Origin of the sequence: Pontivivens marinum (assembly GCF_900231835.1) — a bacterium.
GTDB classification, from domain to species: domain Bacteria; phylum Pseudomonadota; class Alphaproteobacteria; order Rhodobacterales; family Rhodobacteraceae; genus Pontivivens; species Pontivivens marinum.
The window spans coordinates 1-23,946 of record NZ_OCTN01000014.1; the positions used below are offsets into that span (position 1 = coordinate 1).

General features: G+C 56.0%; 20 protein-coding genes and 3 pseudogenes. 12 read left to right on the plus strand and 11 right to left on the minus strand.

Features of this window, described 5'->3' with window-relative positions:
* Positions 1-168: 168 nt before the first annotated feature.
* The 3 genes from CR254_RS17395 (at position 169) to CR254_RS17405 (ending at position 3,939) form a co-directional block, all read left to right on the plus strand.
* Positions 169-690, plus strand: a complete 522-nt coding sequence (locus CR254_RS17395; RefSeq protein ID WP_097932280.1) for a hypothetical protein — start codon at positions 169-171, stop codon at positions 688-690.
* Positions 691-1,087: 397 nt separating this feature from the next.
* On the plus strand, positions 1,088-1,831 hold the full coding sequence (locus CR254_RS17400) for a hypothetical protein (RefSeq protein WP_097932282.1): 744 nt from the start codon (positions 1,088-1,090) through the stop codon (positions 1,829-1,831).
* Positions 1,832-2,604: 773 nt separating this feature from the next.
* Positions 2,605-3,939 carry a DUF6538 domain-containing protein gene (locus tag CR254_RS17405; RefSeq protein WP_097932284.1) on the plus strand — a complete coding sequence of 445 codons (1,335 nt, stop codon included), beginning with the start codon at positions 2,605-2,607 and terminating at the stop codon, positions 3,937-3,939.
* Here CR254_RS17405 and CR254_RS17850 read toward each other — a convergent pair.
* The 4 genes from CR254_RS17850 to CR254_RS17430 form a co-directional block, all read right to left on the minus strand.
* Positions 3,914-4,210: a hypothetical protein gene (locus CR254_RS17850; RefSeq protein ID WP_219618044.1), complete on the minus strand. Its 297-nt coding sequence runs from the start codon at positions 4,208-4,210 to the stop codon at positions 3,914-3,916. The genes CR254_RS17405 and CR254_RS17850 overlap by 26 nt on opposite strands.
* 543 nt (positions 4,211-4,753) lie before the next feature.
* On the minus strand, positions 4,754-5,029 hold the full coding sequence (locus tag CR254_RS17415) for a hypothetical protein (protein ID WP_097932287.1): 276 nt from the start codon (positions 5,027-5,029) through the stop codon (positions 4,754-4,756).
* 816 nt (positions 5,030-5,845) lie between these two features.
* Complete coding sequence (locus tag CR254_RS17425) at positions 5,846-6,154, minus strand: ribbon-helix-helix domain-containing protein (protein WP_097932291.1); 309 nt, start codon at positions 6,152-6,154, stop codon at positions 5,846-5,848.
* Between the two features lie 384 nt (positions 6,155-6,538).
* Positions 6,539-6,775, minus strand: coding sequence for a hypothetical protein (locus CR254_RS17430; protein ID WP_245851737.1), 237 nt, complete (start codon positions 6,773-6,775; stop codon positions 6,539-6,541).
* A 56-nt stretch (positions 6,776-6,831) separates the two neighbouring features.
* Between CR254_RS17430 and CR254_RS18115 the strand changes: the two genes are divergently transcribed.
* A complete protein-coding gene (locus tag CR254_RS18115; protein WP_180956062.1) occupies positions 6,832-6,978 on the plus strand; it encodes a hypothetical protein in 147 nt (48 codons plus the stop codon).
* A gap of 253 nt (positions 6,979-7,231) precedes the next feature.
* Here CR254_RS18115 and CR254_RS17435 read toward each other — a convergent pair.
* From CR254_RS17435 to CR254_RS17445, 3 genes and pseudogenes are all read right to left on the minus strand, one after another.
* Positions 7,232-7,805: pseudogene (locus tag CR254_RS17435) on the minus strand (DDE-type integrase/transposase/recombinase); the annotation flags it as partial.
* Between the two features lie 210 nt (positions 7,806-8,015).
* The gene (locus CR254_RS17440) at positions 8,016-9,359 is read right to left on the minus strand and encodes a TrkH family potassium uptake protein (RefSeq protein WP_097932293.1); all 1,344 of its coding nucleotides are present in this window, start codon (positions 9,357-9,359) and stop codon (positions 8,016-8,018) included.
* A gap of 2 nt (positions 9,360-9,361) precedes the next feature.
* Positions 9,362-10,027, minus strand: coding sequence for a potassium channel family protein (locus CR254_RS17445; RefSeq protein WP_097932295.1), 666 nt, complete (start codon positions 10,025-10,027; stop codon positions 9,362-9,364).
* A gap of 233 nt (positions 10,028-10,260) precedes the next feature.
* On the opposite strand from CR254_RS17445, the pseudogene CR254_RS17450 reads away from it, so the two are divergent.
* A pseudogene (locus CR254_RS17450) lies at positions 10,261-11,452 on the plus strand (IS3 family transposase).
* A gap of 44 nt (positions 11,453-11,496) precedes the next feature.
* Here CR254_RS17450 and CR254_RS17455 read toward each other — a convergent pair.
* The 3 genes from CR254_RS17455 to CR254_RS17465 form a co-directional block, all read right to left on the minus strand.
* The gene (locus CR254_RS17455; protein ID WP_097932297.1) at positions 11,497-12,678 is read right to left on the minus strand and encodes an alpha-hydroxy acid oxidase; all 1,182 of its coding nucleotides are present in this window, start codon (positions 12,676-12,678) and stop codon (positions 11,497-11,499) included.
* 174 nt (positions 12,679-12,852) lie between these two features.
* Positions 12,853-14,091: an L-rhamnose isomerase gene (locus CR254_RS17460; protein WP_097932299.1), complete on the minus strand. Its 1,239-nt coding sequence runs from the start codon at positions 14,089-14,091 to the stop codon at positions 12,853-12,855.
* A 27-nt stretch (positions 14,092-14,118) separates the two neighbouring features.
* On the minus strand, positions 14,119-16,221 hold the full coding sequence (locus CR254_RS17465; RefSeq protein ID WP_097932300.1) for a bifunctional rhamnulose-1-phosphate aldolase/short-chain dehydrogenase: 2,103 nt from the start codon (positions 16,219-16,221) through the stop codon (positions 14,119-14,121).
* A 184-nt stretch (positions 16,222-16,405) separates the two neighbouring features.
* Here CR254_RS17465 and CR254_RS17470 point away from each other — a divergent pair, with 184 nt between their 5' ends.
* The 7 genes from CR254_RS17470 to CR254_RS17500 all read left to right on the plus strand — a co-directional run bounded on the left by CR254_RS17470 (position 16,406) and on the right by CR254_RS17500 (position 23,527).
* Complete coding sequence (locus CR254_RS17470; RefSeq protein WP_097932302.1) at positions 16,406-17,209, plus strand: DeoR/GlpR family DNA-binding transcription regulator; 804 nt, start codon at positions 16,406-16,408, stop codon at positions 17,207-17,209.
* A 34-nt stretch (positions 17,210-17,243) separates the two neighbouring features.
* The gene (gene rhaS / locus CR254_RS17475) at positions 17,244-18,239 is read left to right on the plus strand and encodes a rhamnose ABC transporter substrate-binding protein (protein WP_097932304.1); all 996 of its coding nucleotides are present in this window, start codon (positions 17,244-17,246) and stop codon (positions 18,237-18,239) included.
* Between the two features lie 78 nt (positions 18,240-18,317).
* Positions 18,318-19,856: a sugar ABC transporter ATP-binding protein gene (locus CR254_RS17480; RefSeq protein ID WP_180956063.1), complete on the plus strand. Its 1,539-nt coding sequence runs from the start codon at positions 18,318-18,320 to the stop codon at positions 19,854-19,856.
* A complete protein-coding gene (locus tag CR254_RS17485) occupies positions 19,853-20,833 on the plus strand; it encodes an ABC transporter permease (RefSeq protein ID WP_097932306.1) in 981 nt (326 codons plus the stop codon). The genes CR254_RS17480 and CR254_RS17485 overlap by 4 nt, the downstream gene beginning before the upstream one ends.
* Positions 20,830-21,831 carry an ABC transporter permease gene (locus CR254_RS17490; protein WP_097932308.1) on the plus strand — a complete coding sequence of 334 codons (1,002 nt, stop codon included), beginning with the start codon at positions 20,830-20,832 and terminating at the stop codon, positions 21,829-21,831. The genes CR254_RS17485 and CR254_RS17490 overlap by 4 nt, the downstream gene beginning before the upstream one ends.
* Positions 21,828-22,145, plus strand: a complete 318-nt coding sequence (locus tag CR254_RS17495; RefSeq protein ID WP_097932310.1) for an L-rhamnose mutarotase — start codon at positions 21,828-21,830, stop codon at positions 22,143-22,145. Before CR254_RS17490 ends, CR254_RS17495 begins: the two co-directional genes overlap by 4 nt.
* The gene (locus CR254_RS17500) at positions 22,142-23,527 is read left to right on the plus strand and encodes an FGGY-family carbohydrate kinase (protein WP_097932312.1); all 1,386 of its coding nucleotides are present in this window, start codon (positions 22,142-22,144) and stop codon (positions 23,525-23,527) included. The genes CR254_RS17495 and CR254_RS17500 overlap by 4 nt, the downstream gene beginning before the upstream one ends.
* Before the next feature lie 223 nt (positions 23,528-23,750).
* On the opposite strand, the pseudogene CR254_RS17505 reads toward CR254_RS17500, so the two are convergent.
* Positions 23,751-23,946, minus strand: a pseudogene (locus CR254_RS17505) (integrase core domain-containing protein); the annotation flags it as partial.

Consider the following 23,946-nt stretch of genomic DNA (forward strand, 5'->3'; position numbering starts at 1 on the left):
CTGTTCTTCGCTGAAACGGCTTCTCTTCATCGTCTGTCTCCTTCTTGGAGAACAGGCTAACTCAAAACACCGGACTTTTCAGGGGAGCAGGTCAATAGAAGTGAATGTTTTAAATCGTGAAGGGTAAAGTTTTGCTTCTGTAAGCATTTAAATAACCAAGGAGGGTCTATGCTAAACAGTGAGATTGTCTTTAGAGACACTTACCGGCTTCTTTGCCTCTTTATGGCGGACAAGGCAATTTTCGGAATGACCCCTCAGGATCAGCAGGTTTGGGGAGGATCGCAATGTTCAAAAGAGCCGTTATTTAGATTACGGCATCAATTTATTGAAGATGAAATCAACCATACCCTCATTAACTTGGCAATCTGCAACCGAACCCACATGGAACTAAGGAAAGATCAACATGGGCGCAAATATCCTGATTCAGTTTGCGGAAAATTGATCGAAAACCCCCATGAAGAAACGTTCAAAGACCTCAGTTTTCGCGAGGCTTGCAATAAGATCATTCATGCCGAGAGATTTTTAGGAACTTACATGAATTCTGGAACAGTAACATGCTTGGCAGGGCAGAATGAGCCGATGCATCATGATTTATGGTTATTTGGAAATTTCAAAAAAAAGGAATGGAAAGCAGAGTTGGATGTATTGGAATTTCTTCGGGCAACTACGGATAATTTCGACCTGTTTTAATCGCTTATAGGGGCAACCATTCAAGCGGCGGCAAAATCCCGCAGCTCACCACTCGAGACGCGGATCGCGAATGCTAACATTCGAAGATGCTAGCTATGGATTGTCGGTCCACTTCGGGCAGGGAGGGCAACCCCTCTAGGGCGATGATGCCCCAGAAGCGAGCGCTGCACCGCCGCAAGTCGGTTTTGAACCCACTTTGACCGATGTTGCACTTTGCCGCAATGTCCGCTCCTTGGGCCCTGGCCAAAAACGTGGCAAATTGTCCTATTTTTGCACAGCCAATCCCGATGCTGCTGGTTGCGGCGAAGCGCAAAGTTGTGGAACAGACATTGCGTGAAGGCTGTATACGGCACCGAAAACATCCAACTATTTGGTCATAAAACACAAGGATAATGAGATGCCGATTAACCCACCAGATTCTGACCCAAAGCGCGAGCTTGCACGAAAATTAGCAGATGCAACACTTTCAGGTACCATACCACTCATTGGTGGGCATCTGACGGCAATTTACAGCGTGACCCACCCTGCCAAAGGCGAACAAGATGTTAAGGCGTGGCAGGAAGATATCACAGCGCTCGTGAACGACCTGGAACAGGCTGTGACGTACATCTCAGAAACGATTGTTCTGTCTGAGGATGCTGCGTATCTCGGTAAATGGATCAGTGAGAACTCGAGCACAGCATTCTCTGAAATATTTGATTACGATCAGATCGTTGCACAATTTCCCAACGCCTTGGCAAACGAAATACTTGAAGCGGTCGGGGAGCTTGAACTTGAAGGCATGGTTGTCGTTAGCAAGTGCCTCGGAAAGCCTTTCAGCCACCTGCATATCAAGCATAAGCTGTTTGAAACTTTCGACCCCATTGTTTTTGACGGGGTTAGCCCTCGGCAAGATGCCACTGTAATTGCAGAGGAACTCCTGAATTCGGACAAGGGTGTTTCAGCCACGGAAGTTTGCGATGCGCAGGGTTGGGCACCTAGACGCTTCAACCCTGCTGTCGAGATTGTAGGTGAATTCATCGCGGATGGCCGAAAATCTCGACCAATGGGGCAAGAGTATTCTATCCGCGCATTGTTCGTTGATGCAGGCGAACGGGCTAAATTGCGACGGTTTGTAAACGCGGTGAGAGGAAACAACTAGATCTACGCACGTTTGGGGGCTGTTGCCCCAAACCCCTGAGGGTATTTGAAGAACCGAGTTTGGGCAGGTAGGTTCTAGCAACGTAGATCCTACTCACCATAGAACGGGTTAAATTTCATTAGTGCTAACCTAAATCCATCTGCCTCTTCTCTGCATTCTATTCGATTAAGCCTAGGGATTGCGATCCTAGCGAAAATCACCGTTTTTGCCCCCTGCCGATTTCCGATAGCGGCCACTGGCGCACTCGCCGCGAACTGCTGCTTTGTCCGCTTAGCAGTCACTGCTCTATTAAAATGCTGCGTTCCATCGCCAATGGCCGCTTTAGGAAAGCTGCGACGCAGCATCCTCGGGGCCGGTCAACGTCCGGTTAGGGCCGTGAGCAACAAGAGAGCTGTTGGCGGCTTGAGTTAAGATCAAGCGTTTCTATCGCGGAAAGCGGACTCGACTCTGAAGAAGATCGGCTGAAACGGTTGCGCTTGGTGGAAAATTGTCGCCGAAGCGGCTATTCTCAAAATGTGGCGACGCATCAAGGTTACCAAAACTGTACCTTGAAATGTACCCCACATGATGTGAACCAGAAAAAATGAAGGAATACCAGCATGTTCGCTAGATTTTATGGCGGACAGACAGAGATTCTTACTTTGGCACCTCGATACGCAAAGCATTGATTTAGATTGTAATTTCATCTTGACGATCGCCGGAATGTGTAGCAATAAGGGTAGCAAGCCAAAAGCCTTTCCAGCATGTATACTCCTTCCCTAGGCACCCCTCACATGGCCAACCTTCACCTTCGCGGTTCGACATGGCACCTCAAGCGCCGGGTGCCAAAGCGGTACGCTGAGGTCGAACCCCGCGCCGTCATCTGGGAGAGCCTGAGTACCGATTCCAGAACCGTGGCGGTCAGTAAGGCGGAACGGGTTTGGGCCGGATATATCTCGGGGTGGGAGGCTTTGCTTGCTGGACATAGTGAGGACGCGCAGGTGCGGTTCCGAGCAGCGCGTGATCTGGCCGATATGCGCGGATTTGCATTTTTGCCTGCGGCTACGGTCGCGGAGCGCTCCTTGCAGGAAGTCCTGGCTCGGGTAGAGGCGACGCGGGGGCCTGATGGTCGGTCAGATCCCGTGGCCGCCAGTGGTGTGCTCGGCGGTGTGAATGAACCCACATTGAAGCTTTCAGAGTTGGTGGCGCGTGCCGAGGCGCTTTCGGTGCATGACAACCGCTTCAAAAGTGCCGAGCAGATGCGGCTCTGGCGCAACCCGCGGGTTCGGGCTGTACGCAATCGGATCGCGGCACTCGGGGGCGACAGGCGGGTCGTCGAGATCGGTGCTGCGGAGGCGCGGTTGCACCGTCGCTGGTGGCAGGCGCGGATTGCGGATGAGGGACAGTCATCTCAGACAGCCAACAAGGACTTTCATTATATTTCCGGAATGCTCGTCCGGTTTTACGAGGACATCGACCATGCTGATCCGCCACGTCCCTATATGGGCGTATCGATCCGTGACCGTCATGCGAAGGTTCAGCGCAAGGACGAGGTTCCTTTCGCTTTCATCACCGAGCGGTGGTTCGCGCTCGGCGCCTTCAACGGGCTGAACGACGAGGCCCGCGATATTCTGCTAATCGCCCTCGAGACCGGCTGTCGTCAAAGCGAGATCCACGATCTGCCTGCGTCGGCGTTTAAGCTCGACGCGCATGTGCCGCATCTGTGTGTGCGCAATGAAGCAGCGCAGGATCCTGACGCGCGGCGCGAGATCAAAAACCGGCATTCCGAGCGGGATGTCCCACTCGTCGGCGTAGCGCTGGCCGCAGCGCGGCGCCATCCGGATGGCTTCCCGCGCTATCGCAACAAGCGCAGCTATAGTGCTATCGTGAACAAATATCTTAAGGCCCATGATCTGGTCCCGGAGGGCGTCACCGTCGGCGGCCTACGCCACACCTGGGAGAGCCGGTTGAAGACGGCAGGTCTGCACACCGACGATCGTGGAGAATTGATGGGCCATTCAGTCAAAGCGCTGCGCGGGCGGGAGCATTATGGCGACGAGATGGATCTCGAACGGCGACGGGCCCTTGCGGCGTCGATCGCGTTTACAGTTCCGGAACATCTGGCGTAGCGCCTCCGCTGCGATGTGAGCGGGCAGCCAGAATCCTTGCGGCGCGGGAGCGCGCATCTTGCCACGTCCGGGCGGCCTCCAGTTCCCGCTCCAGCCGCTCGAAGATCGGCAGATACACGAGGTCGTGCTGGATCAGCAGGGCGACATCTTCGAGCGCACGTTCAATCCGTGCGATGTCGATCTCTGTGGTATTGCACTGCCCCATCACGCGCCGCCCATCCGGCAAAGCCGGGTCGGTGCGAGGGTGAGGAGCGCGCTTGGCATCAGGCAATATCTCTCGGTGCGCACAACGGTGAGGTTGCACGAGGGGCTGTCGAACGGGATGACCGGGGTCAGGTTCTGGTTGAAGTTACTTTACCATGGCGCGCTCTGGCTCGTCCGACCTTAACTCACTGAAGTTGCTCATTTATGTGGATAACTACTGCCTGCGATGGACTGTTCGTGCGGTTTCGCACATCGATCAGCGCAGGATGCCCGCTGATCGCTACAGCGCGTCGATACAGGCAGGATCACGGTTCGGGCGTATCCTCGCTCACAGGTTCGACAGCAGGCCTTGGCGCATCGGGTGAGGCGCCGATGTCAGGAACGTCCTCGACACCGTATTGGACGCGCGCAAGATCAGCGAAGCGCAAATTCGTCGCGGACCCCGAGATGCTTGCTGGATCGAACGCCCGGTTTAGAAACGAAAACCTGACTGGGTCTTCGCCATCGAGGCGCAAAAGCAGGCTGTCGGTCGCCAGATCGACCTGATGGCGAAGCGCGATCGCGTGCTGTCGCGCGAGGCTGATGAACCGTAATATCCAGCGGCCCCGGCTTACGAATCCTCGATCAGGAAATTGAGCTTTGCGTTGATGTCCCGGACCTCGGTGCGCAGGGCGTAGAACGCTTTGGCTTGGTCGTGGTAGCCCTCGTCGATCTGTTGCATGAAGGCCAGCAGCCGCTCCGCGAAGCTGGTCATCTGGTCTGGATTGGCCGACTCCAGCAGGTTCAAGAGTGGCATCAGTTTGCGAATATCCACGCGCATCTCGTCGATCTTCGAGGTCAGGACTTCGGCGTCCGATCTCAGGGCGGTCGGTTGAGGTTTGGTCATAGGCAGGGTCTTTCTTCAGGATTGGAATAGCTTCGGATGGAATGAGCTTGGCAAGCTGTCGCAACGCCATCGCCGCGCGCCCGATGCGCAGGTGCAGCGCAAGGCGCAGTCGGGCATGGAGACTGGCGGACTTGAACGCGCGGCCTGCATCCTTGGGATTGATGTCCTCGCCGGTCTGCCCGTGGCGTGGAACCAGAAGGCCAGGCCGCGTTGGCGAGGGCGCGACGCTCCACCAGCTGTCTACGGCGATCAGTGCATCGTTGAGTTCAGAAAGCGTGGTCGGGAGGTGATGATCAAATGCCCTGTTCACGTCGTTGGCAAACTGGCTGACAGGCTCCGGTGCGCCCTTCCGCACGTGGCCGGTCAGAACCAGATCCGGAATTGCACACCAGTGCGGCTCCGGCAGACCCAGCCGATGGGCAAGATCGACAGCGAGGGCATCTGTCGCACGCCGCGAGGTGCGGACCTCGAGAGGACGTCCCGTCCATGTCTGTCGCGCCGCGACGATATGGACATGCTCACAATTGGATACATGCTCGCCCCATGCGAACCACGGCACGAGGTCGGGCGGGGTACCGCTGCGCTCCAGCACCCTGGTCGTGACTGCATGCCAATCCGCGTCGGATAGGTGCAGATCCGCTGGCAGCGACAGGGTCGTGTGGACGACGCCCAAACTCTTGGGGTAATCATAGCACTCGAACCAGCGCATCAGCCGCCCGGGTTCTGTCTCGGGGACCGATCCGGTCAGCACCCGCCCATCACGCCCAACATAGTAACCGATCTGCGATGTCCGATCGTGAAAGGTGCGGTACGGCCTCATGGTGCGAGACTTTCCCGGACAAGAAGCATCGCCTTGCGCAGCTCACGAAAAATCTTCTGCACATCATCCGGTTTGATGAGGGACAGCTCACCGTCCGCGGCCCTCAGAAGCTGATGCAGTGTTGCGCTGATCGGGGCGAGGTGCCGCAAAATATCCTCGGCGCTGCTCTCCGCCCCATAGGCAAGACCTGCCGCTTCAAGGAACGCCGCACGGGAGGTGAAGCCATGTTGCGCCCGCAAGGCATCGATCTGGGCCAGAGCTTCCGGAGCCATGCGGACGGTAAATTTGGTTTGAGCTTTGGGCATTCGGGTACCTCGTCGTGATGTACCCAAAGGTTAATGAGCCCAATATTTGGCTGTCAGCACCGAATGCGTTCGGTAAGCGGGATATATGTGGATAACCGTCCCACAAGTTCAACGTGGACTGACATTCGCGATCCCGCGCAGTCGCTCCGGTTTTCCGGAAAACCGCTCCCGCTCAGGCCTGGCGGATGGGATGACATATTCTTTTTCACAAAAAAACGGCTGTCCAGACGGAGCGCAATTTCTCAAATGTGGTGGCACGCTATAGGTACTTTCTACGACAAGCCGTCTCCAATGTTGTTAAACGATCTAGGGGCAGGACAGCCTAGCAATGGGACGCGGGCGGTGCCAAAGCGGCGCTCGACAGCCGTAAGTATGACCACCGCTTCAATGGAAATCCCGTGACTTCGGAATGACACGCACGTTCCGCGGATGGGCGCGAACGCCGACTTGTCCGGGCTCCGGGTTGGTCGGGTGGTCGCCGCGTGTGGTGATGCCGGGCATTTCGTCTTGAGAGAGGGATGCCAGCCGGTCGGAGCGGTCCTCCAGATGATCGGCGACGATGTGGATGACGCGGCCATCGGTCTGGACGCGGCCCTGCACGACCAGTAGGCGAGCGGACATGATGGTGGGGCGGTAGGCCTCAAAGGGACTGTTGCATTAATTCGGACTACCTGCTGATGGTCCGTTCCGGAGATCCACGATGCCGCGCAAATCACCGTTCAAACACCATCGTTCGGTTGGACGTGGTGAAGCTGGGCCATCTCGATCTGAGCTTCGAGGCGTTCTGGAGAGCGGCGAAGATCACGTTGCCGGAGGCGCTGTAGAGTTCACCCCAGCGGGGTGCTGCAGAGGTCGATTCACGGGCCATAACATGTGATCTGGCTCGATCATGCAGGTGGAGCAGGCACCCTCAAGCAAAGCTTGTTTCCGCTCATGGGTCATAGTGGGGTGAGCCCTAAACCAGTTGGCTAGCTCGCTGATAGGCTTGTTACCTTTCAGCGTTTCCAACGCCACGTTGGCTTCGAATTCTCGGGATATTGAATCGCTCCGGCTTCACCGGAGACCTATAGCTTCATTTCACGCGACCATATCGAGCACGTCGCGCTGTGCATAGAAGTTCTCTTCGGCCTCCGCTGGAGGGATGTTTCCGATGGGGCCAAGCAGCCGTCTGTTGTTGAACCGTTCGACCCAGCCGATGGTGGCCATTTCCAACTCTGCATGTTGCGCCAGGGGCCCTGGCGGTAGATCAGTTAGGTTTTGTAGAGACCATTGATCGTTTCAACGAGCGCGTTGTCGCAGGAATCCCCGACGCTGCCGACCGATGGTTCAATGCCTGCTTCGGCCATACGCTCGGTATAGCGAATGAATAAATATTGCCCGCCCATTGCCCGGCAGGGCATTGGGCAGCAATGTCCCGAGAGGGGCGATCCGACTGATGAACCAATCCACTTTTCTCGACGGGCCGTTGGTCGTGCAGAGCCTGGTCAAGAGCATCGAAAACAAAGTCAGTTTTAGCAGACCGGGAGACCCGCCATCCCACGATGTGATCAGCGAATATGTCGACCACAAAAGCCACATCGACAAAACCCTGCCATGTCAACACGTAGGTAAAATCACTGGCCCAGAGAAGGTTCGGGGTTGGTGCTCGGAACATCCCTACATAAGTTGATGGTCTCCAACAAACTCGGGGCGATTCAGTGTGGCCTAGACTGTGGCTTGAACAATTAGCCGACATTGCTGCGACAAGTACCAATGCCGGCTTCGGGCTGATCGACACAAAGGGCGGAGAGCAGTCATTCGCTGTGATTGTCATAGAGTTCCGTTATGCGGACAAAGCGATCCTTCGGCCTATGTCGCATGGCTACCCAAGATATATCTGCCCTGAAGGGTACTTTACCCTCGGCGCACTGCGGGTCGCGAGGAAAAATCCAATAGCTAGGGGGCCAACTCGTCCGATAAACATCATCGCAATGATGATGGACCTGCCGATACCATCAAGCTCTCCGGTCGTCCCGCGCGACAGGCCCACTGTGCCAAATGCAGATGTGACTTCAAATGCGAGGTCGATGAACTCGCCGTCGTGGTTTATCGAGGTCACAAAAATGCCCGTTAGAACCAGAAGCATGGAAATAGTTGTTAGAGCTAGTACCTTCATTACTTCATCTACGCCCAAGGAGCGCCCAAAGGCGTGCAATGTTTTTTGACGCCTGAAAAAGGCAACGGTGGCTAGCAATAACACGCAGAGTGTCGTCACTTTGATCCCTCCTGCGGTCGAGGTGCTGCCACCGCCAACCAACATAAGTGTCATCGTTAACAGGGTCGCACTGTCATGCATTCCGCCGGTGTCGATCGTATTGAACCCGGCCGTGCGCGGCGTAACCCCCTGAAACCAACTGGCCCATAGTTTGTCGCCAGTGGTCAACGAGCCTAAGGTGCTGGGATTGGTCCATTCGAGAAGACCGAACATGACGCTGCCCCAGATAATTAGAATGCCGGTCCCGAGCAGCATCAGTTTGGAATGCAGTGTGAGTTTGCGCCACTGGCGTTTCTGATAAATATCCCCAACAACAATGAAGCCGAGCCCTCCCAAAATGAAGAGGGCTGGGATCACGATGTTGACCAACGGGTTGCCCACCCATTGAGAGAGACTGTCAGCATGAAGCGCGAAACCCGCATTATTGAAGGCCGAAATAGAATGGAAAATTGCCTGCCATACACCACGCCAGCCTAACTCTGGAACAAAGACGAGGGCCAGCAAAGCAGCCCCGATCGCTTCGCAAACAAGCGCGATGGTCAAGATGATACGCGCAAGATAGGTTAGGTTCGACAGCGATGTCTGGTTCAAGTCTTCGCGTAGGATCAGTCGTTGTGGCATTCCCACCGGAATGCCAAGCGCCCCAAGCAAGAGTACCGCAAAGGTCATCAAGCCCAACCCGCCGAGTTGAATGAGCGCGGCAATGACACCCTGCCCGAAGCCCGTGAAGGCAGCGCCCGTATCGGCAAGCACAAGCCCTGTCACCGTCACAGCAGAGGTTGATGTAAACAGTGCTGCGTCCAGTCCGATGTCGCCATGATGCGAGATCGGTAGCCAGAGCAGGAAGGCGCCCAAGATGATGAAGATGAGGTAAAAGATCACCAGAACCGCCGGGGGCGGCATGCGTAAAGCAGCGAACCGTTTAACCAGTTTCGAGGGCCGGAATGCCATGGCTATAGGCTGGCTGCGAAGTTGCGTAGGTCTTTTCTCTGGCCGAGCAATAGTAGAAGATCATCCCGCTCCAGTTCGCATCCCGTCGCATCTTGCCCAACGTATTCAGTTCCGCGCATGACCCCGATGCAACGCAGATTGAACTTAGCGCCATGCGGAAGATCTTTCAGGCTCTTGCCTTCAAGGCTTTCAGGAATGCGGAAATTTACAACATGGTAACCATTGCCCAAACTGACATAGTCACGCACTAGCGGGTTATGCAAAACCTGCGCGATATGTTGACCGACCTCAACTTCAGGGTGAATGATCCTGTCTACGCCAAGTTTACTCAGAATCCTGTGGTGCGTCTTGGTCGTAGCTTTGGCCCAAACGATTGGAACTCCAACCAGTTTGAGGTTGATCGCCGCAAGGATGCTGGCCTCCAAATCATCGCCCATGGCAACAACGGCCACATCACAATCACCGAAACCCGCTTCCCTCAAAGCCGAATCATCGCGCGCATCCACGATCATGGCTTGCGAAAGTGTATCGGCGAGGGTCACAACGCGTGCTTCGGATATGTCGACTCCGATAACGTGATTGCCGAACCTCTGCAATTCCTTTGCGACGGTACTGCCAAAGTTGCCCAGCCCTATTACACCAAAAGTTCGGTTGGCAGATTTTTTCATGCCATCAGCTCACGATCATTAATCACAGTTAGGCGAACCTCGCTGCGGGGCAGCATTTTGTCAACATGGGCTTATGAAGCCGACATTCGCTGTAGATATCACCACGGTCGGCTTAGGGCCGGTCGTGACTGTGAATGGGGGTGTGCCGGGACTTGAGGTGCTCCCCGAAAAGTGGCCACTGACGTAAGCTCTGATTTGCTGCCTATTGATCTTCACCAAGAACGAGATCGAAGATGTCGAAACGGAAACAACATGCGCCCGAGTTCAAGGCGAAGGTGACGCTGGAAGCGCTGAAGGGCGAGGCGACCGTGTCGGAGCTGGCGAGCCGGTTCGGCGTGCATCCGACGATGATCAACCAATGGAAATGTGCGCTGCTGGATGGTGCGTCCGGTGTCTTTGAACGCGGCGGGCGCAAGACGCCGGTTGTCGATGAAGACCAGATTAGAGACCTGCATGCCAAGATCGGAGAGCTGGCGGTGGCGAACTCTTTTTCGGAAAGAAAGCTCAGGCCCTGGTGCGGGACGTGAGGCGGGGGATGATCGAGAGCGGTCACCCGGATCTGTCGATTGGCCAGCAGTGCGCGCTGCTACAGGCCCCGCGATCGTCGTTTTATTATACGCCGCAGGGTGAGACCGAGCAGAACCTCGCGCTAATGCGGCTGATCGACGTGCAGCTCCTCGACACGCCGTTCTTCGGTGTTCGTCAGATGACGTGGCACTTGCAGAATGAGGGCCAGGTGAACGAGAAGCGTATCCGCCGGCTCATGCGCTTGGTGGGGTTGATGCCAATTTATCAGAAGCCCAACACCAGTAAGCCAGCGAAGAGGCACAAGACCTATCCATACCTCTTGCGTGGGCTGCGCGTGGACAGGCTAAATCAGGTTTGGTGCGTGGACATCACGTATCTGCCCCCTTTCGGCAGATTGCTGCGCAATCGCCTGCCGGGCAGTGAATGCGCCGCGGATTCCTCTATCTGGTGGCGATAATGGACTGGCACACCCGTATGGTTCTGTCGTGGCGGATCTCGAACACGCAGGACGCGGACTTTTGCGTCGAGGCGCTGAACGAGGCCATCTATCGGTTTGGACCACCAGACATCATGGATAGCGATCAGGGATCACAGTTTACATCCTTTGTCTGGACAGATCGCCTGCGCCGGTCGGGCATCCGCACCTCGATGGATGGCAAGGGGCGCTATCTGGACAACATGTTCCTCGAGCGTCTGTGGCGAATGCTGAAATACGAGTGCGTTTATCTGCATGCCTGGGAGACCGGCTCACAGGCCCGCGCGGGTGTCCGGAAATGGATGGAGATCTACAATCACCGCCGCCCGCACAAAGCCCTTGGCGGACAGCCACGGGCAGTGGTCTACTCAATGCAAATAGAAGTCACGCAACCCGATCAGCAGGAGCAGATCAGAGCTTAAAAAGCGCCAGATCATGTCCAAGAAATGGGGAGCACTTCAGACCGTCAGCTCGGCCTGTCTTGAAACCGCGCACCGATAGTGCCCCGGAAGCGCAAGTTTTCGGGTGTAAGTTGATCAATCCGGGTGCAGCCCATCAGACGCATGTCGCGGATCAGCTCATCGCGCATCAGCCCGATTGCGCGGTCCACACCCGCTTCACCCGCGGCGGCGAGGGGGAATAGATAGTAGCGACCCAGTCCAACGGCCTTCGCTCCCAAGGACAATGCTTTCAGCACATGGCTGCCGCGCGTTACGCCCGAGTCGAGCATCACGTCAAGGCGGTTCCCCGCCGCTTGCACAATCTCGTCCAATTGGTCGAAAGGTGCCCGGGACCCATCGAGTTGTCTTCCGCCATGGTTCGATATCACCACACCGGCACAACCGATGTCCGCTGCGCGAACGGCGTCCTCTGCGGACATGACGCCCTTCAGGCAGAACGGACCGCCCCAGAGTTCTACCATTTCGGCTACGTCATCCCAATTCATCGTAGGGTCCAGCATTTCCGTGAAATACTGTCCAATCGAGGCCGTTCCTCCACCCATATCGACGTATTCGTCCAGTTGCGGCAAAGCAAATTTCTCGTGCGTAACGTAATTGATGCCCCACGCGGGTTTCATGATGAACTGCGCCAACCCCCGTGTGTTCAGCCGAAACGGGATCGAAAAGCCGGTACGTTTGTCGCGCTCACGGTTGCCGCCAGTGATGCTGTCCACGGTCAGCATCATGGTCTCGACACCGGCGTCCTTGGCGCGCTGCATCATTGCACGGTTGAGGCCGCGATCCTTGTGGAAATAAAACTGATAGACCTGCGGATTGGCGTGTTTGCGCCGCACTTCCTCCAGGCTGACCGTGCCGAGGGAGGATACACCAAACATCGTATCGTATTTCGCTGCGGCCGCTGCGGTCGCTCGTTCTCCGTCATGATGAAAAAGCCGCTGCAATGCTGTCGGCGAGCAATAGATGGGCAGGCTGAGTTTCTGGCCCATGACCTTCACCGACAGGTCCACATCCTCGACACCGCGCAGCACATTCGGAATCAGATCAACCTCGGAAAAGCTCGCCGCGTTGCGCGCCAGCGTCGACTCGTCATCTGCAGCCCCGTCGATATAATTGAAAATCGGTCTTGGAAGGCGGCGTTTGGCGAGTCGGCGAAAGTCTTGATAATTGTGGCAATCGTTAAGCCTCATCTGTTTTCCTCAATATCGTCTCGCTAGATTGCTGCATAGCTGCGTAAGGCGTCCACGTCTGATGGGTGAGTGAGCTACTCCCCACTCTTTTGACAGGATTTGACCTAACTTAAGCTACGGTTTGCACCTGCTGATCGGGTTGCCTTGACCCGTCGGCATTTCCCTCGCGCCTTCCTAACCGCGCCCTTCTACGGTTGACTGATATTGGGCAAGCTCTGCTGCAAGAGATTTACCGGACGCCACGCCCATTCGCTCGCAGAATTCAGCCCAAACCGCGCCGTAAGGTAGGTCTTTAAACTCTTCCGTCACTACAAGGCGCAATGTGTAATCGAGGTTGTTCTCGGCTAATTTCAATTGCTGCCACGGTGCTATAAGCGCCCGCAACAACGCCTTTTGCATATTGCGCGTGCCGATCACCCAAGCGGCTGTGCGGCTGATCGTGGCGTCAAAAAAGTCGAGCCCGATGTGTGTGCGGCCCAGAAGGTCGGCACTGACAAGTTCCTGCGCCATTTGCAGGATCGAGTCGTCCAGCAGGATGACGTGGTCACTGTCCCACCGCATTGGACGGCTGACGTGCAGCAGAATTTCATCGATAGATAGGGCGACCGAGCTGAGTTTGTCAGCCACGTTTTCAGTTGGATGGAAGTGCCCCATGTCGAGGCACAATAGCGTCTCGTTGCGGATAGCGTAGCCCATGTAGAATTCGTGGCTGCCCACGGTGCAGGCTTCGACCCCGATACCGAACAATTTGCTCTCAACCGCGTCCAGCATCTGCGCCTTGTCGTGTGATGTGGTCATCATTGCATCAAGCGATTGTTCCAACCGCTTGCGCGGCGCGAAGCGATCAACGGGCGTGTCTTTGTAGCCGTCAGGAACCCAGACGTTATTGACGACAGAAGAGCCAAGCGCCGCACCCATTTGTGCCGCGATATTGCGCGAGCGTTTGCCGTGCTCGATCCAGAAATCGCGGATTCCTTGGTCGGGGTGGCTCAGGGTCAGGTTATCGTCCGCCTTTTCGTGGGCAAAGAACGTCGGGTTGAAATCAAGGCCGAGGCCTTGGTCTTTCGCCCAATCCACCCACGGTGCGAAATGGTTAAACTCAATCTCATCGCGGTCAGGGTTCTGGTCCGTGTCCAAATAACAAGCATGCAGGTTCAGGCGGTGATTGCCCGGAATCATGCTGTAGGAAAACTCCAGATCGGCGCGCAGTTCATCCGGTGTTCTGGCGCGCCCTGGATGGTTGCCTGTCGCTTGAATGCCACCACCCGAGCTGCCGGATTTTTTTTCAAACCCGACAACATCGTCGCCCTGCCAGCAATGCACGGAAATCGAAATTTCCGCAAGTTTCGCAAGGGCTACTTCGGTGTCTACGCCCCAGTCGGCAAAGGCGGCTTTCGCGCTATCATAGCTCATAATCGATCCTCCCTGATCCGCTCACGCTTAGCGCGTGAACGCCTCTTTGTTGCCGGCATCTACGTTGATGATGTTGCCAGTGGATTTTGCCGACAGGTCAGAGGCAAAGAAATATGCAGCCTCTGCGATGTCCTCGGGTAGAACGGAGCGTTTCAGCATGGACCGCTCGCGGTACATTTCCTCAAGCCCGTCTTTGTCGGTGCCATAGGTGCCAGCGCGTTGATCTAGCCATTCACCCTGCCAAATTTTAGAGCCCTTCAGCACCGCATCGGGGTTCACCACGTTAACGCGCACACCCAGTGTCGCACCTTCGAGGGCCAGACACCGGGCGAGGTGGATTTCGCTCGCCTTGGCTGTGCAATAGGCAGAGGCGTTTGGCGATGCGGCGAGGCCATTCTTGGACGCCACGAAAACAACAGAGCCGCCCATGTCCTGCACCTTGAACAGTTTGAACGCCTCGCGACTGACAAGAAAATACCCCGTGGACAGGATCGCCATGTTCTTGTTCCACAGATCAAGCGAGGTTTCCTCGATCGGGGCGGAGCTGGCGATGCCTGCATTGCTGACTAAAATATCCACGCCGCCAAATTCGGCTGCGATTGTGCTGTAGGCATTCGCGACGGCGGTTTCGTCCGTCACGTTCATATTCACAGTGCGCACGACGTCGGCAGAGTATTTACAGCTCAGCCCTTCAAAGGTTTCAGCCAAGGCCGCGTCGTCGATATCGGCCAGCATCACGCAAGCGCCTTCCCGCAAATAGCGTTCCGCCGTCGCAGCACCAATACCGCCTGCTCCGCCAGTGATCAGCGCCACGCGACCCGCCATTGATTTTGGGGCAGGCATCCGCTGCAATTTGGCCTCTTCCAGAAGCCAGTATTCGATGTCGAAGGCCTCTTGTTCGGGCAGGCCCTGATATTCGGAAACGGCATCCGCACCACGCATCACGTTGATCGCATTGAGATAGAATTCACCAGAAATACGGGCTGTGGCTTTGTCTTTGGCGAAGGTTATCATGCCGACGCCGGGGATAAGATACACCACGGCGTTCGGATCCCGGATCGCAGGACTGTCGTCTTTTTTGCATCGGTCGTAATAGGCTTGGTAGCCCTTGCGGTATTCGGCAACCGCCGCCTCAAGCCCTTCGATCGTTGCGTCCACATCCGGCTTGGCGGGATCGAAATCCACTACCAGTGGGCAGATTTTCGTACGCAGGAAGTGGTCGGGGCAGGATGTGCCCAGAGCAGCCAAGCGTTCCATATCCTTGGCGTTGACAAATTCCAGCACCGCATCGCTGTCGGTGAAATGGCCGACCATATTCTGTTGGCCCGATACGAACCCGCGAATGGCGGGCATTAGCCGTGCAGCCGTCGCGCGGCGTTCGTCTGCGGACAGGCTTTTATGCAGAGCACCGCCAAAGGCGTCTTTGCCTGCGGTCTCGGCCTCAAACCAATCCATCGCTTTCTGAATGACCTCAAGCGTCAGCTCGTAGCAGTTTTTTGCGTCGTCGGCCCATGTAAACAGACCGTGGCTTTCCAGCACGACCCCCTTCGCATCGGGGTTCTTTTCGCAGAAATTCGACAGCCACAGGCCCAACTCGTAGCCGGGCTTCTTCCACGGCAACCAACCAATGCTATCGCCGAAAATCTGTTGCGTAAGGGCTTTGCTGTCTTTGGCCGCTGCAATCGCGATGATCGCGTCAGGGTGCATGTGATCGACGTGTTTTTGCGGCACATAGGCGTGCAACGGCGTGTCAATTGAGGCTGCACGCGGGTTCAGGTTAAATGTGCAGTGAGGAAGGTAGCCTACCATTTCGTCTTCGAATTCCACCCCGCGATAAATACTGCGTAGGGCGTTTAGCTTGTCCATATACAAGGTCGAGAACCCGTCCATCTTGATTGATCCGACGTCGCCGCCGGACCCTTTGACCCATAAAACTTCAACCAGGTCACCCGAAAGAGGATCCTTTTGCATCACCTTCGCAGAAGTATTGCCGCCACCGTAGTTTGTGATTCGTTTATCCGACCCAAGCAGGTTGGACCGATAAAGCAGCTTCTCAGGTTCACTCATGTTCTCGGCGGCGGCCGCGTCCCATTTATTTTCAAGGTGCAGGCTCGATTTTGATGCGGTCATGCGTGTCTCCGTAGAGGGCAGGTTGGGTTAAATTCGTTAGCATAAATCTGACGAGTAATAATTATAAAGTCAATCAAGTTCACTCAACTTCAATCATTGTGCGGTGCAATATGATTGAAATTGAAAATAAATGATTGACAGAACGTCGTAGTGTCATCCAGCTTAGTCAAATGAAAGGACCATCATGCACGAGAAAGACCGCCACCGCGTTATCCTATCCGCCGTTCAAGATCGCTCTTTGGTCACAGTGAATGATCTGTGTTCGCTCACCGGCGCATCTGAGGCAACGACACGCCGCGATATCAATACGCTGGACGAACAAAAGCGCCTGCGCCGTGTTCGAGGTGGGGCTGAGGCTATTACATCCAAACCTTTCGTTGGACTGGCCGGACGTCCGTTTTCAGTAAACGAGACGATGCAAATCGCTGAGAAACAGGCGATCGCAGCTGCGGCTGTGGAAATTTGCGAGGACGGTGAGCCGATCATTATCAACGGCGGGACGACAACCTTTCAAATGGTTCACCCGCTAGCGTCCCGCCGTATGCAAGTCTTTACGAACTCGTTCCCGATAGCGGAGCACTTGCTGAAAAATACCCAGAATACAGTGATGCTGTCAGGCGGGATCATCTACCGCGAGCAGAACATTATCCTGTCCCCCTTCGACAATGATGTAACGCGCAATTTCTACGCCAAACGCATGTTTATGGGTGCACAAGGCATCGGACCGTTGGGGTTGATGGAACAGGATCCGCTACTGATTCAGGCTGAACAGAAACTCATCGGTCAGGCTGAAGAACTAATTGTTCTCGTTGACAGTTCCAAATTCGGAAACCGCTCAAGTCTCGTACTTTGTCCGCTTGAGCGCATTGACACAATCATTACCGACGAAGGCATCGAAGACCGCACGGCGGCCATGCTCGAGTCGGCTGATGTGTCGCTGATCGTGGTGCCGATTGGTGCCGCGCAAAAAGACGGGGTGGCCTCTTAGCCAAACCGAACACAACCACTCCAGGGAGGAAACCATGAGTGTAATTAAGAAACTGGCAACATCCGTCGCATTAGCCGGCGCTATGTTTGGCACACCTGCATTCGCACAAGAAGAAGTGCGCATCGCACTGGTCGTCAAGGCGCTCGGCATCGGGTTCTTTGAGGCCGCCAACGAAGGCGCACAAGAAGCCGCTGCAGAGCTGGGCAACGTTGAGATCATATATACTGGTCCCACAGACACAACCGCTGAAGGCCAGATCGAAGTCATCAACGCGCTGATCGCGCAGCAGGTCGATGCAATTGCGATTTCGTCCAATGACACCGATGCTCTGGTTCCCGTTTTGAATCGCGCCATGCAGCGCGGTATCACTGTGATCAGCTGGGATTCCGGCGTGGCGCCCGAAGGCCGCCAGTTGCACCTGAACCCGTCGTCCAACCCGCTGATCGGTAACATGATCATCAAACTGGCCGCAGACCACCTGCCGGACGGCGGCGAAGTTGCGCTGTTGTCTGCCACGACCACCTCAACCAACCAGAATATCTGGATGGAAGAAATGAACGCCGTAATGGGCGACTATCCCGGCATCGAAGTTGTCGCCACGGTCTACGGTGACGATCTGGCGGATAAATCCTACCGCGAAGCAACGGGCCTGATGCAGTCCTACCCTGATCTGGACGCAATCATTGCACCAACGTCCGTCGGCATCGTTGCTGCGGCTCAGGCCGTTGTCGACGCGGGCAAAGTTGGCCAAGTGAACGTCACAGGCCTCGGTCTGCCGTCCGAGATGGCCGGCGCAATTGAATCCGGTGCATCGCAGTCCTTTGCAATCTGGAACCCCATCGATCTGGGCTACTCCGCAACGATGCTGGCCTATGAGCTAAGCCAGAACGGTGCAGAAGCCGCCCCCGGTGCGGAAATTCCCATGGGCCGGATGGGCACGCTGACGCTGGATGAAAACAACGAAGGCGCGATGGCCGATCCGTTTGTTTACGATGCCAGCAACATCGATGATTTCAAGTCGATTTTCTAAACACCTCAACTGGTCCGACGCAGCAAGTCGCCGGACCAGACCGGCCCCACCCCCCCCCGGCTTGAACGAGGCTACCCGATGACGATGCATTCCGCGCCCGCCACTCCGTCCGCCGTTGTATCGATGGACCTGATCACAAAGGCCTTCCCAGGGGTCAAAGCGCTAGATCAGGTCAAGCTTGATCTCTATCCTGGTCAGGTCACGGCTCTGATTGGGGAAAATGGCGCGGGCAAGTCGACGACCGTAAAAATTTTGACCGGTATTTACCAGACCGATGGCGGCACCATTCGTATTGGAGGTGAGCCCGTGACGTTTGGATCACCCAACGACGCCGCCAAAGCAGGGATCACCGCGATCCATCAGGAAACTGTATTGTTTGACGAGCTATCCGTCGCAGAAAACATCTACATCGGTCACGCACCGCGCAATCGTTTCGGGCTGATCGACACCGCACAAATGCACCGCAACGCGGCCAAACTTCTGGCCGAGATTGGCGCGCCGTTCAGCAGCCACACCCAGCTTCGCGAACTTGGCATTGCCAACAAACACCTCGTGGCAATTGCGCGCGCCCTGTCGGTGGATGCGCGTGTCGTTATCATGGACGAACCCACCGCCGCGCTGTCCCATAAAGAGATTGAAGAGCTGTATGAGCTCGTTGAAACCCTGAAGATCCAAGGGAAGGCGATCTTGTTCATCAGCCATAAGTTCGATGAGATTTTCCGCATCGCCGACCGGTATACAGTGTTCCGTGACGGCGGGTTTGTCGGTGACGGTTTGATTGCGGACACTACTGAGGGTGACCTTGTTTCGATGATGGTCGGTCGCTCGGTTGACCAGATTTTTCCCGACCGCGCCCACGATGTCGGCGAAGAGGTTCTCAAGGTTGTGGGCTATTCCCATCCGACCGAATTTGCAGACATTAACTTTGATCTCAAACGCGGTGAAATCCTCGGATTTTACGGGTTGGTCGGAGCGGGCCGTTCTGAACTCATGCAGGCGCTGTTTGGCATCACCAAGCCGGCCAAAGGCGTGTGCCGTGTGAACGGCAATATCAAAATCATGCGCTCACCCGCGGATGCGGTTAAAAACGGAATTGTCTATGTCCCCGAAGATCGCGGCAAGCAGGGCGCAGTCATCGGCTTACCAATCTTCCAGAACATCACGCTGCCCTCGCTGGGGCGCACGTCGCGCAGCGGGTTCCTGCGGCTGGCCGAAGAATTCAAACTGGCGCGTGAATATGCGGAACGGCTGGATCTGCGCGCCGCGTCCTTGGACCAAGACATCGGAAATCTGTCCGGCGGCAACCAGCAAAAGGTCGTCATTGCCAAATGGCTAGCGACCCAGCCGCAAGTCATCATTCTTGATGAGCCGACCAAAGGCATCGACATCGGGTCAAAGGCCGCTGTTCACGAATTCATGTCCGAATTGGCGGCCCAAGGCCTGTCCGTCATCATGGTCAGCTCTGAAATTCCCGAAATCATCGGCATGTCCGACCGCGTCATCGTCATGCGTGACGGACTGATCGCGGCGGAGTTATCTGGTGATGACGTGACCCCTGAACTGCTGGTGCGCCACGCAGCTGGCATTACAACACAAACAGAAGGCGCGCCCCAATGATGCGTTTCATCCCCGTTCGCGAAGCCATCCTTGGCAGCGTGACCCTAATCCTGATTATCCTCGTGGCGTCGAGATTTGCAGGCTTTGTTGCGCCGTCCAATTTGGCAAATGTGTTCAACGACACGGCACCGCTGATCATTCTTGCTCTGGGCCAGATGGTCGTGATCCTGACGCGCTGCATCGACTTGTCCGTGGCCGCAAACCTTGCGCTGACAGGAATGGCCGCGGCAATGATCAACGTCGCTATGCCGGGCCTGCCGATCCCCGTGATCATCGCGATCGCCGTTTTGATGGGGGGCATCATGGGGGCGATTAACGGCGTACTTGTCTGGAAACTATCGATCCCGCCGATCGTTGTGACCCTCGGCACGATGACCATCTTTCGCGGAATTATCTTCCTGATTTCGGACGGCAAGTGGGTCAACTCCCATGAAATGAGCGCCGCCTTCACAGGCTTCCCCCGCGCGGTCCTTCTGGGTCTGCCTGTCCTGTCGTGGGTCGCGATTATGACCGTCATCGTCTTCGGGATCGTGATGTCACGCACCCAGTTCGGGCGGTCGATCTTTGCCGTCGGCGGGAACCCCCACGCCGCTGTCTACACAGGCATCAATGTCGGCAAGACGCAGTTTTGGGCCTTCGTGGTGTCGGGCGCGTTGGCAGGCCTAACAGGATACCTGTGGGTTGCACGCTACGCCGTGGCTTACGTCGACATCGCCGGCGGATTCGAGCTCGAAGTCGTGGCGGCCTGCGTCATCGGCGGCATTTCCATCGCGGGCGGCATCGGATCTGTCGGGGGCGCCGTGCTGGGCGCCATCTTCCTTGGCGTGGTCAAGAACGCCCTGCCTGTCGTCAACATCTCGCCGTTCTGGCAGCTCGCCATTTCCGGATCTGCCATTCTAATCGCAGTCGCATTCAATGCCCGTTCCGGCCGCACCAAAGGCCGCATCATCCTTAAATCTGCGGAGGCCACCCAATGACGGACACTACCACCACGCGCTATATTCCCGACCGCCTGAACAGCCGCGCCGTCCGCATTCTCAAAAGCTGGGAAGCGCTATTGCTGGCCCTGGCCATCGCGATCTTCGTCGTGAACAGCTTTGCATCGCCTTATTTTCTGAACGCATGGAATCTCAGCGATGCGACGTTCAACTTCACCGAAAAGGCGATGATCGCCTTTGCGATGGCGTTGCTGATCATCTCGGGCGAGATTGACCTCTCCGTTGCCTCGATCATCGCGCTGGCCAGCACCGCAATGGGATTGGCGATGCAGCATGGCGCGGGGACGTCAGAACTTGTCATGATTGGTCTAACCGTGGGCCTTCTGTGCGGGGCGTTCAACGGCGTGTTCGTGACCATCCTCGGCTTGCCGTCCATCGTTGTGACCATCGGCACCATGAGCCTGTTTCGCGGGATCAGCTATATCATCCTTGGGGATGGATCGTTCAGCGGCTATCCCTCCAGTTTTTCGTGGTTCGGGCAGGGTTATATCTACTGGGTGTTCACAGTGGAAATGCTGCTTTTCGTCATGATCGCCGCGATCTACGTCGTGTTGCTGCACAAAACCAACTTTGGCCGCGCTATCTATGCCATCGGTAACAACCCGACCGGTGCGCTGTTCAGTGGTATCCGCGTGCAGCGGGTGAAGTTCATCCTCTTTTTGCTGACAGGTCTGATGTCTGGCGTTGCGGCGGTCTGCCTGACCTCGCGCCTTGGATCGACCCGCCCCAGTATCGCAACCGGAATGGAGCTTGAGGTTGTGACAATGGTCGTCCTTGGCGGCGTCAACATCCTTGGTGGGTCTGGCACGATACCGGGCGTTGTCATTGCCGCGTTTGTCATGGGTCTTGTGACCTTTGGCCTTGGTTTGCTCAATGTGCCGGGCATCGTTATGTCGATCTTTATCGGCCTGCTGCTGATCGGCGTGATCGCCCTGCCGCGCCTCTGGGCGATGGCCGCCGCGAGGCGCAAAGCATGAGCGCGCGTTACGTGTTCCGCATGACCCTGAACGACGGCATGGCGGATGAATACAAACGCCGCCATGATGCGATCTGGCCACACCTTGTCGATCTGTTGCACGGCGCCGGTGTTAGCGACTATTCGATCCATCTGGACGAAAGTACCGGCCACCTGATCGGAGTGTTGACCCGCACGGACGGGCACACAATGGACGATCTTCCGAACCATCCGGTTATGCAGAACTGGTGGGCCAATATGGCCGACGTAATGGAAACTGCGCCAAACAATGAACCCGTTGCCGTGGCTTTGACGCCGCTGTTTCACATGCCATGACTAAACCGCAGCACATAGCGGTCATCGATATCGGCAAGACCAATGCAAAACTCGCGCTTGTCGACCTCGCGTCGCTGACCGAGGTCGCTGTCGTCACGCGCCCCAATGTTGTGCAGTCGGGGCCGCCTTGGCCGCATTACGATGTCGATAGTCATTGGGCGTTCTTGCTGGACGCGCTCGCAACCTTTCACCGTGACCACCGCGTCGACGCGATTTCGATCACCACCCACGGCGCCTGTGCCGCGCTGCTGGCAGCGGATGGATCGCTGGCGGCACCAATCCTTGATTACGAACATGAATACCCCGCCGAGATCGTCGCGGCCTACGATGCAATCAAACCCGATTTCGCCGAGACCGGCTCGCCAAGAATGATGGGCGGTTTGAATATCGGTGCCCAGCTGCATTATCAGTTCATCGCGGATTCGACGCTTAAGGACCGAACTAACCAAATTGTCACCTACCCACAATTTTGGGGCCATCGCCTAACTGGTATCGGCGCGACAGATGTGACCTCAATTGGCTGTCATTCGGATCTTTGGAATCCACATACGGGATCGTTCTCTGACCTCCCAAAGACCCTAGGAATCGTCGATAAAATCGCGCCCGTGCGCCATCCCAGCGACATTCTTGGCTCCATCCTACCTCACATAGCGCAGGCCACAGGCCTTGAACCGGACACGCCAGTATGTGTTGGCATTCACGATTCCAATGCCTCTCTTTACCCGCATGTTATTTTTCGGAATGAACCAGTCTCTGTGGTCTCTACCGGGACGTGGGTGATCGCGATGTCCCTGATGGGAGACAATGCCTCAACTATCCCACATCTCGCTCCGAACCGCGATACCCTCATCAATGTTAACGCACGTGGGCAAGCTGTTGCCAGCGCGCGATTTATGGGCGGGCGCGAGTATGAACTTATTCAGAAGGGCCAACCTTACGCCCCAACCGAACAGGACATCACCACTGTTCTGGACCAGTCTCTAATGCTACTTCCTTCAGTGGAAACGGGCACTGGCCCTTTCCAAAACCGCACAATGCAATGGCTCGAAGAAGAACCTCCCGTCGGATCGGGCCAGCGGTCAGTTGCACTGTCGTTCTATCTCGCTTTGATGACTGGGACTTGTTTGGAATTACTAAAGGGTGAAGGCTCCACGATCGTTGAAGGCCCTTTCGCGCGCAATGCAGAATTTGTAGCGATGCTGAGAGCCATCACTAATCGGCCCGTCATCACAAGTGAAGCTGCCACAGGAACCAGTATCGGCGCTGCCTTGCTCTTCAACACCGATCAGACATTGTCGATCCCTACCGACACGGTAATTTCTGAAGTCGGGGAAGAGTTCTCGGCTTACATTGATCGTTGGAGAACGTCTGTTCAACCGTGAGATCGATTTCCATCTAAGAAACTAGGGTGAAGTGGTCCCACTTATTTGGACAGTTTTGCGGCTGAGCTAAGATGTAATCGGGTTGGTGTCATGCCGCTTTTCGTATTTCCGCTTGGGTAAAGTATGCTGTGTCCGGCGTGCGCTTATCAAGGGCGGTGTGAGGTGACCTGTGCCCCAAGTTCCCCCCAGCTTGCGCGGAGTCCTTGGGGTTAAATCTGTGACCTCAGGCGGCCACTTTGTCCGTTGCCTTTCTCTGCAAGAATTCCGTGGGCGTCAGGTTGCCCAAGGCTGAATGTGGTCTGCGCCAATTGTAATCCTCTTGCCTTCTTCCAGGATTTTCCGTGCATCGCCTAACCTACCAAACAGCGTTTCGTTAAGGCATTCATCTCGCAGCTTGCCATTGAAGCTTTCAATGAAGC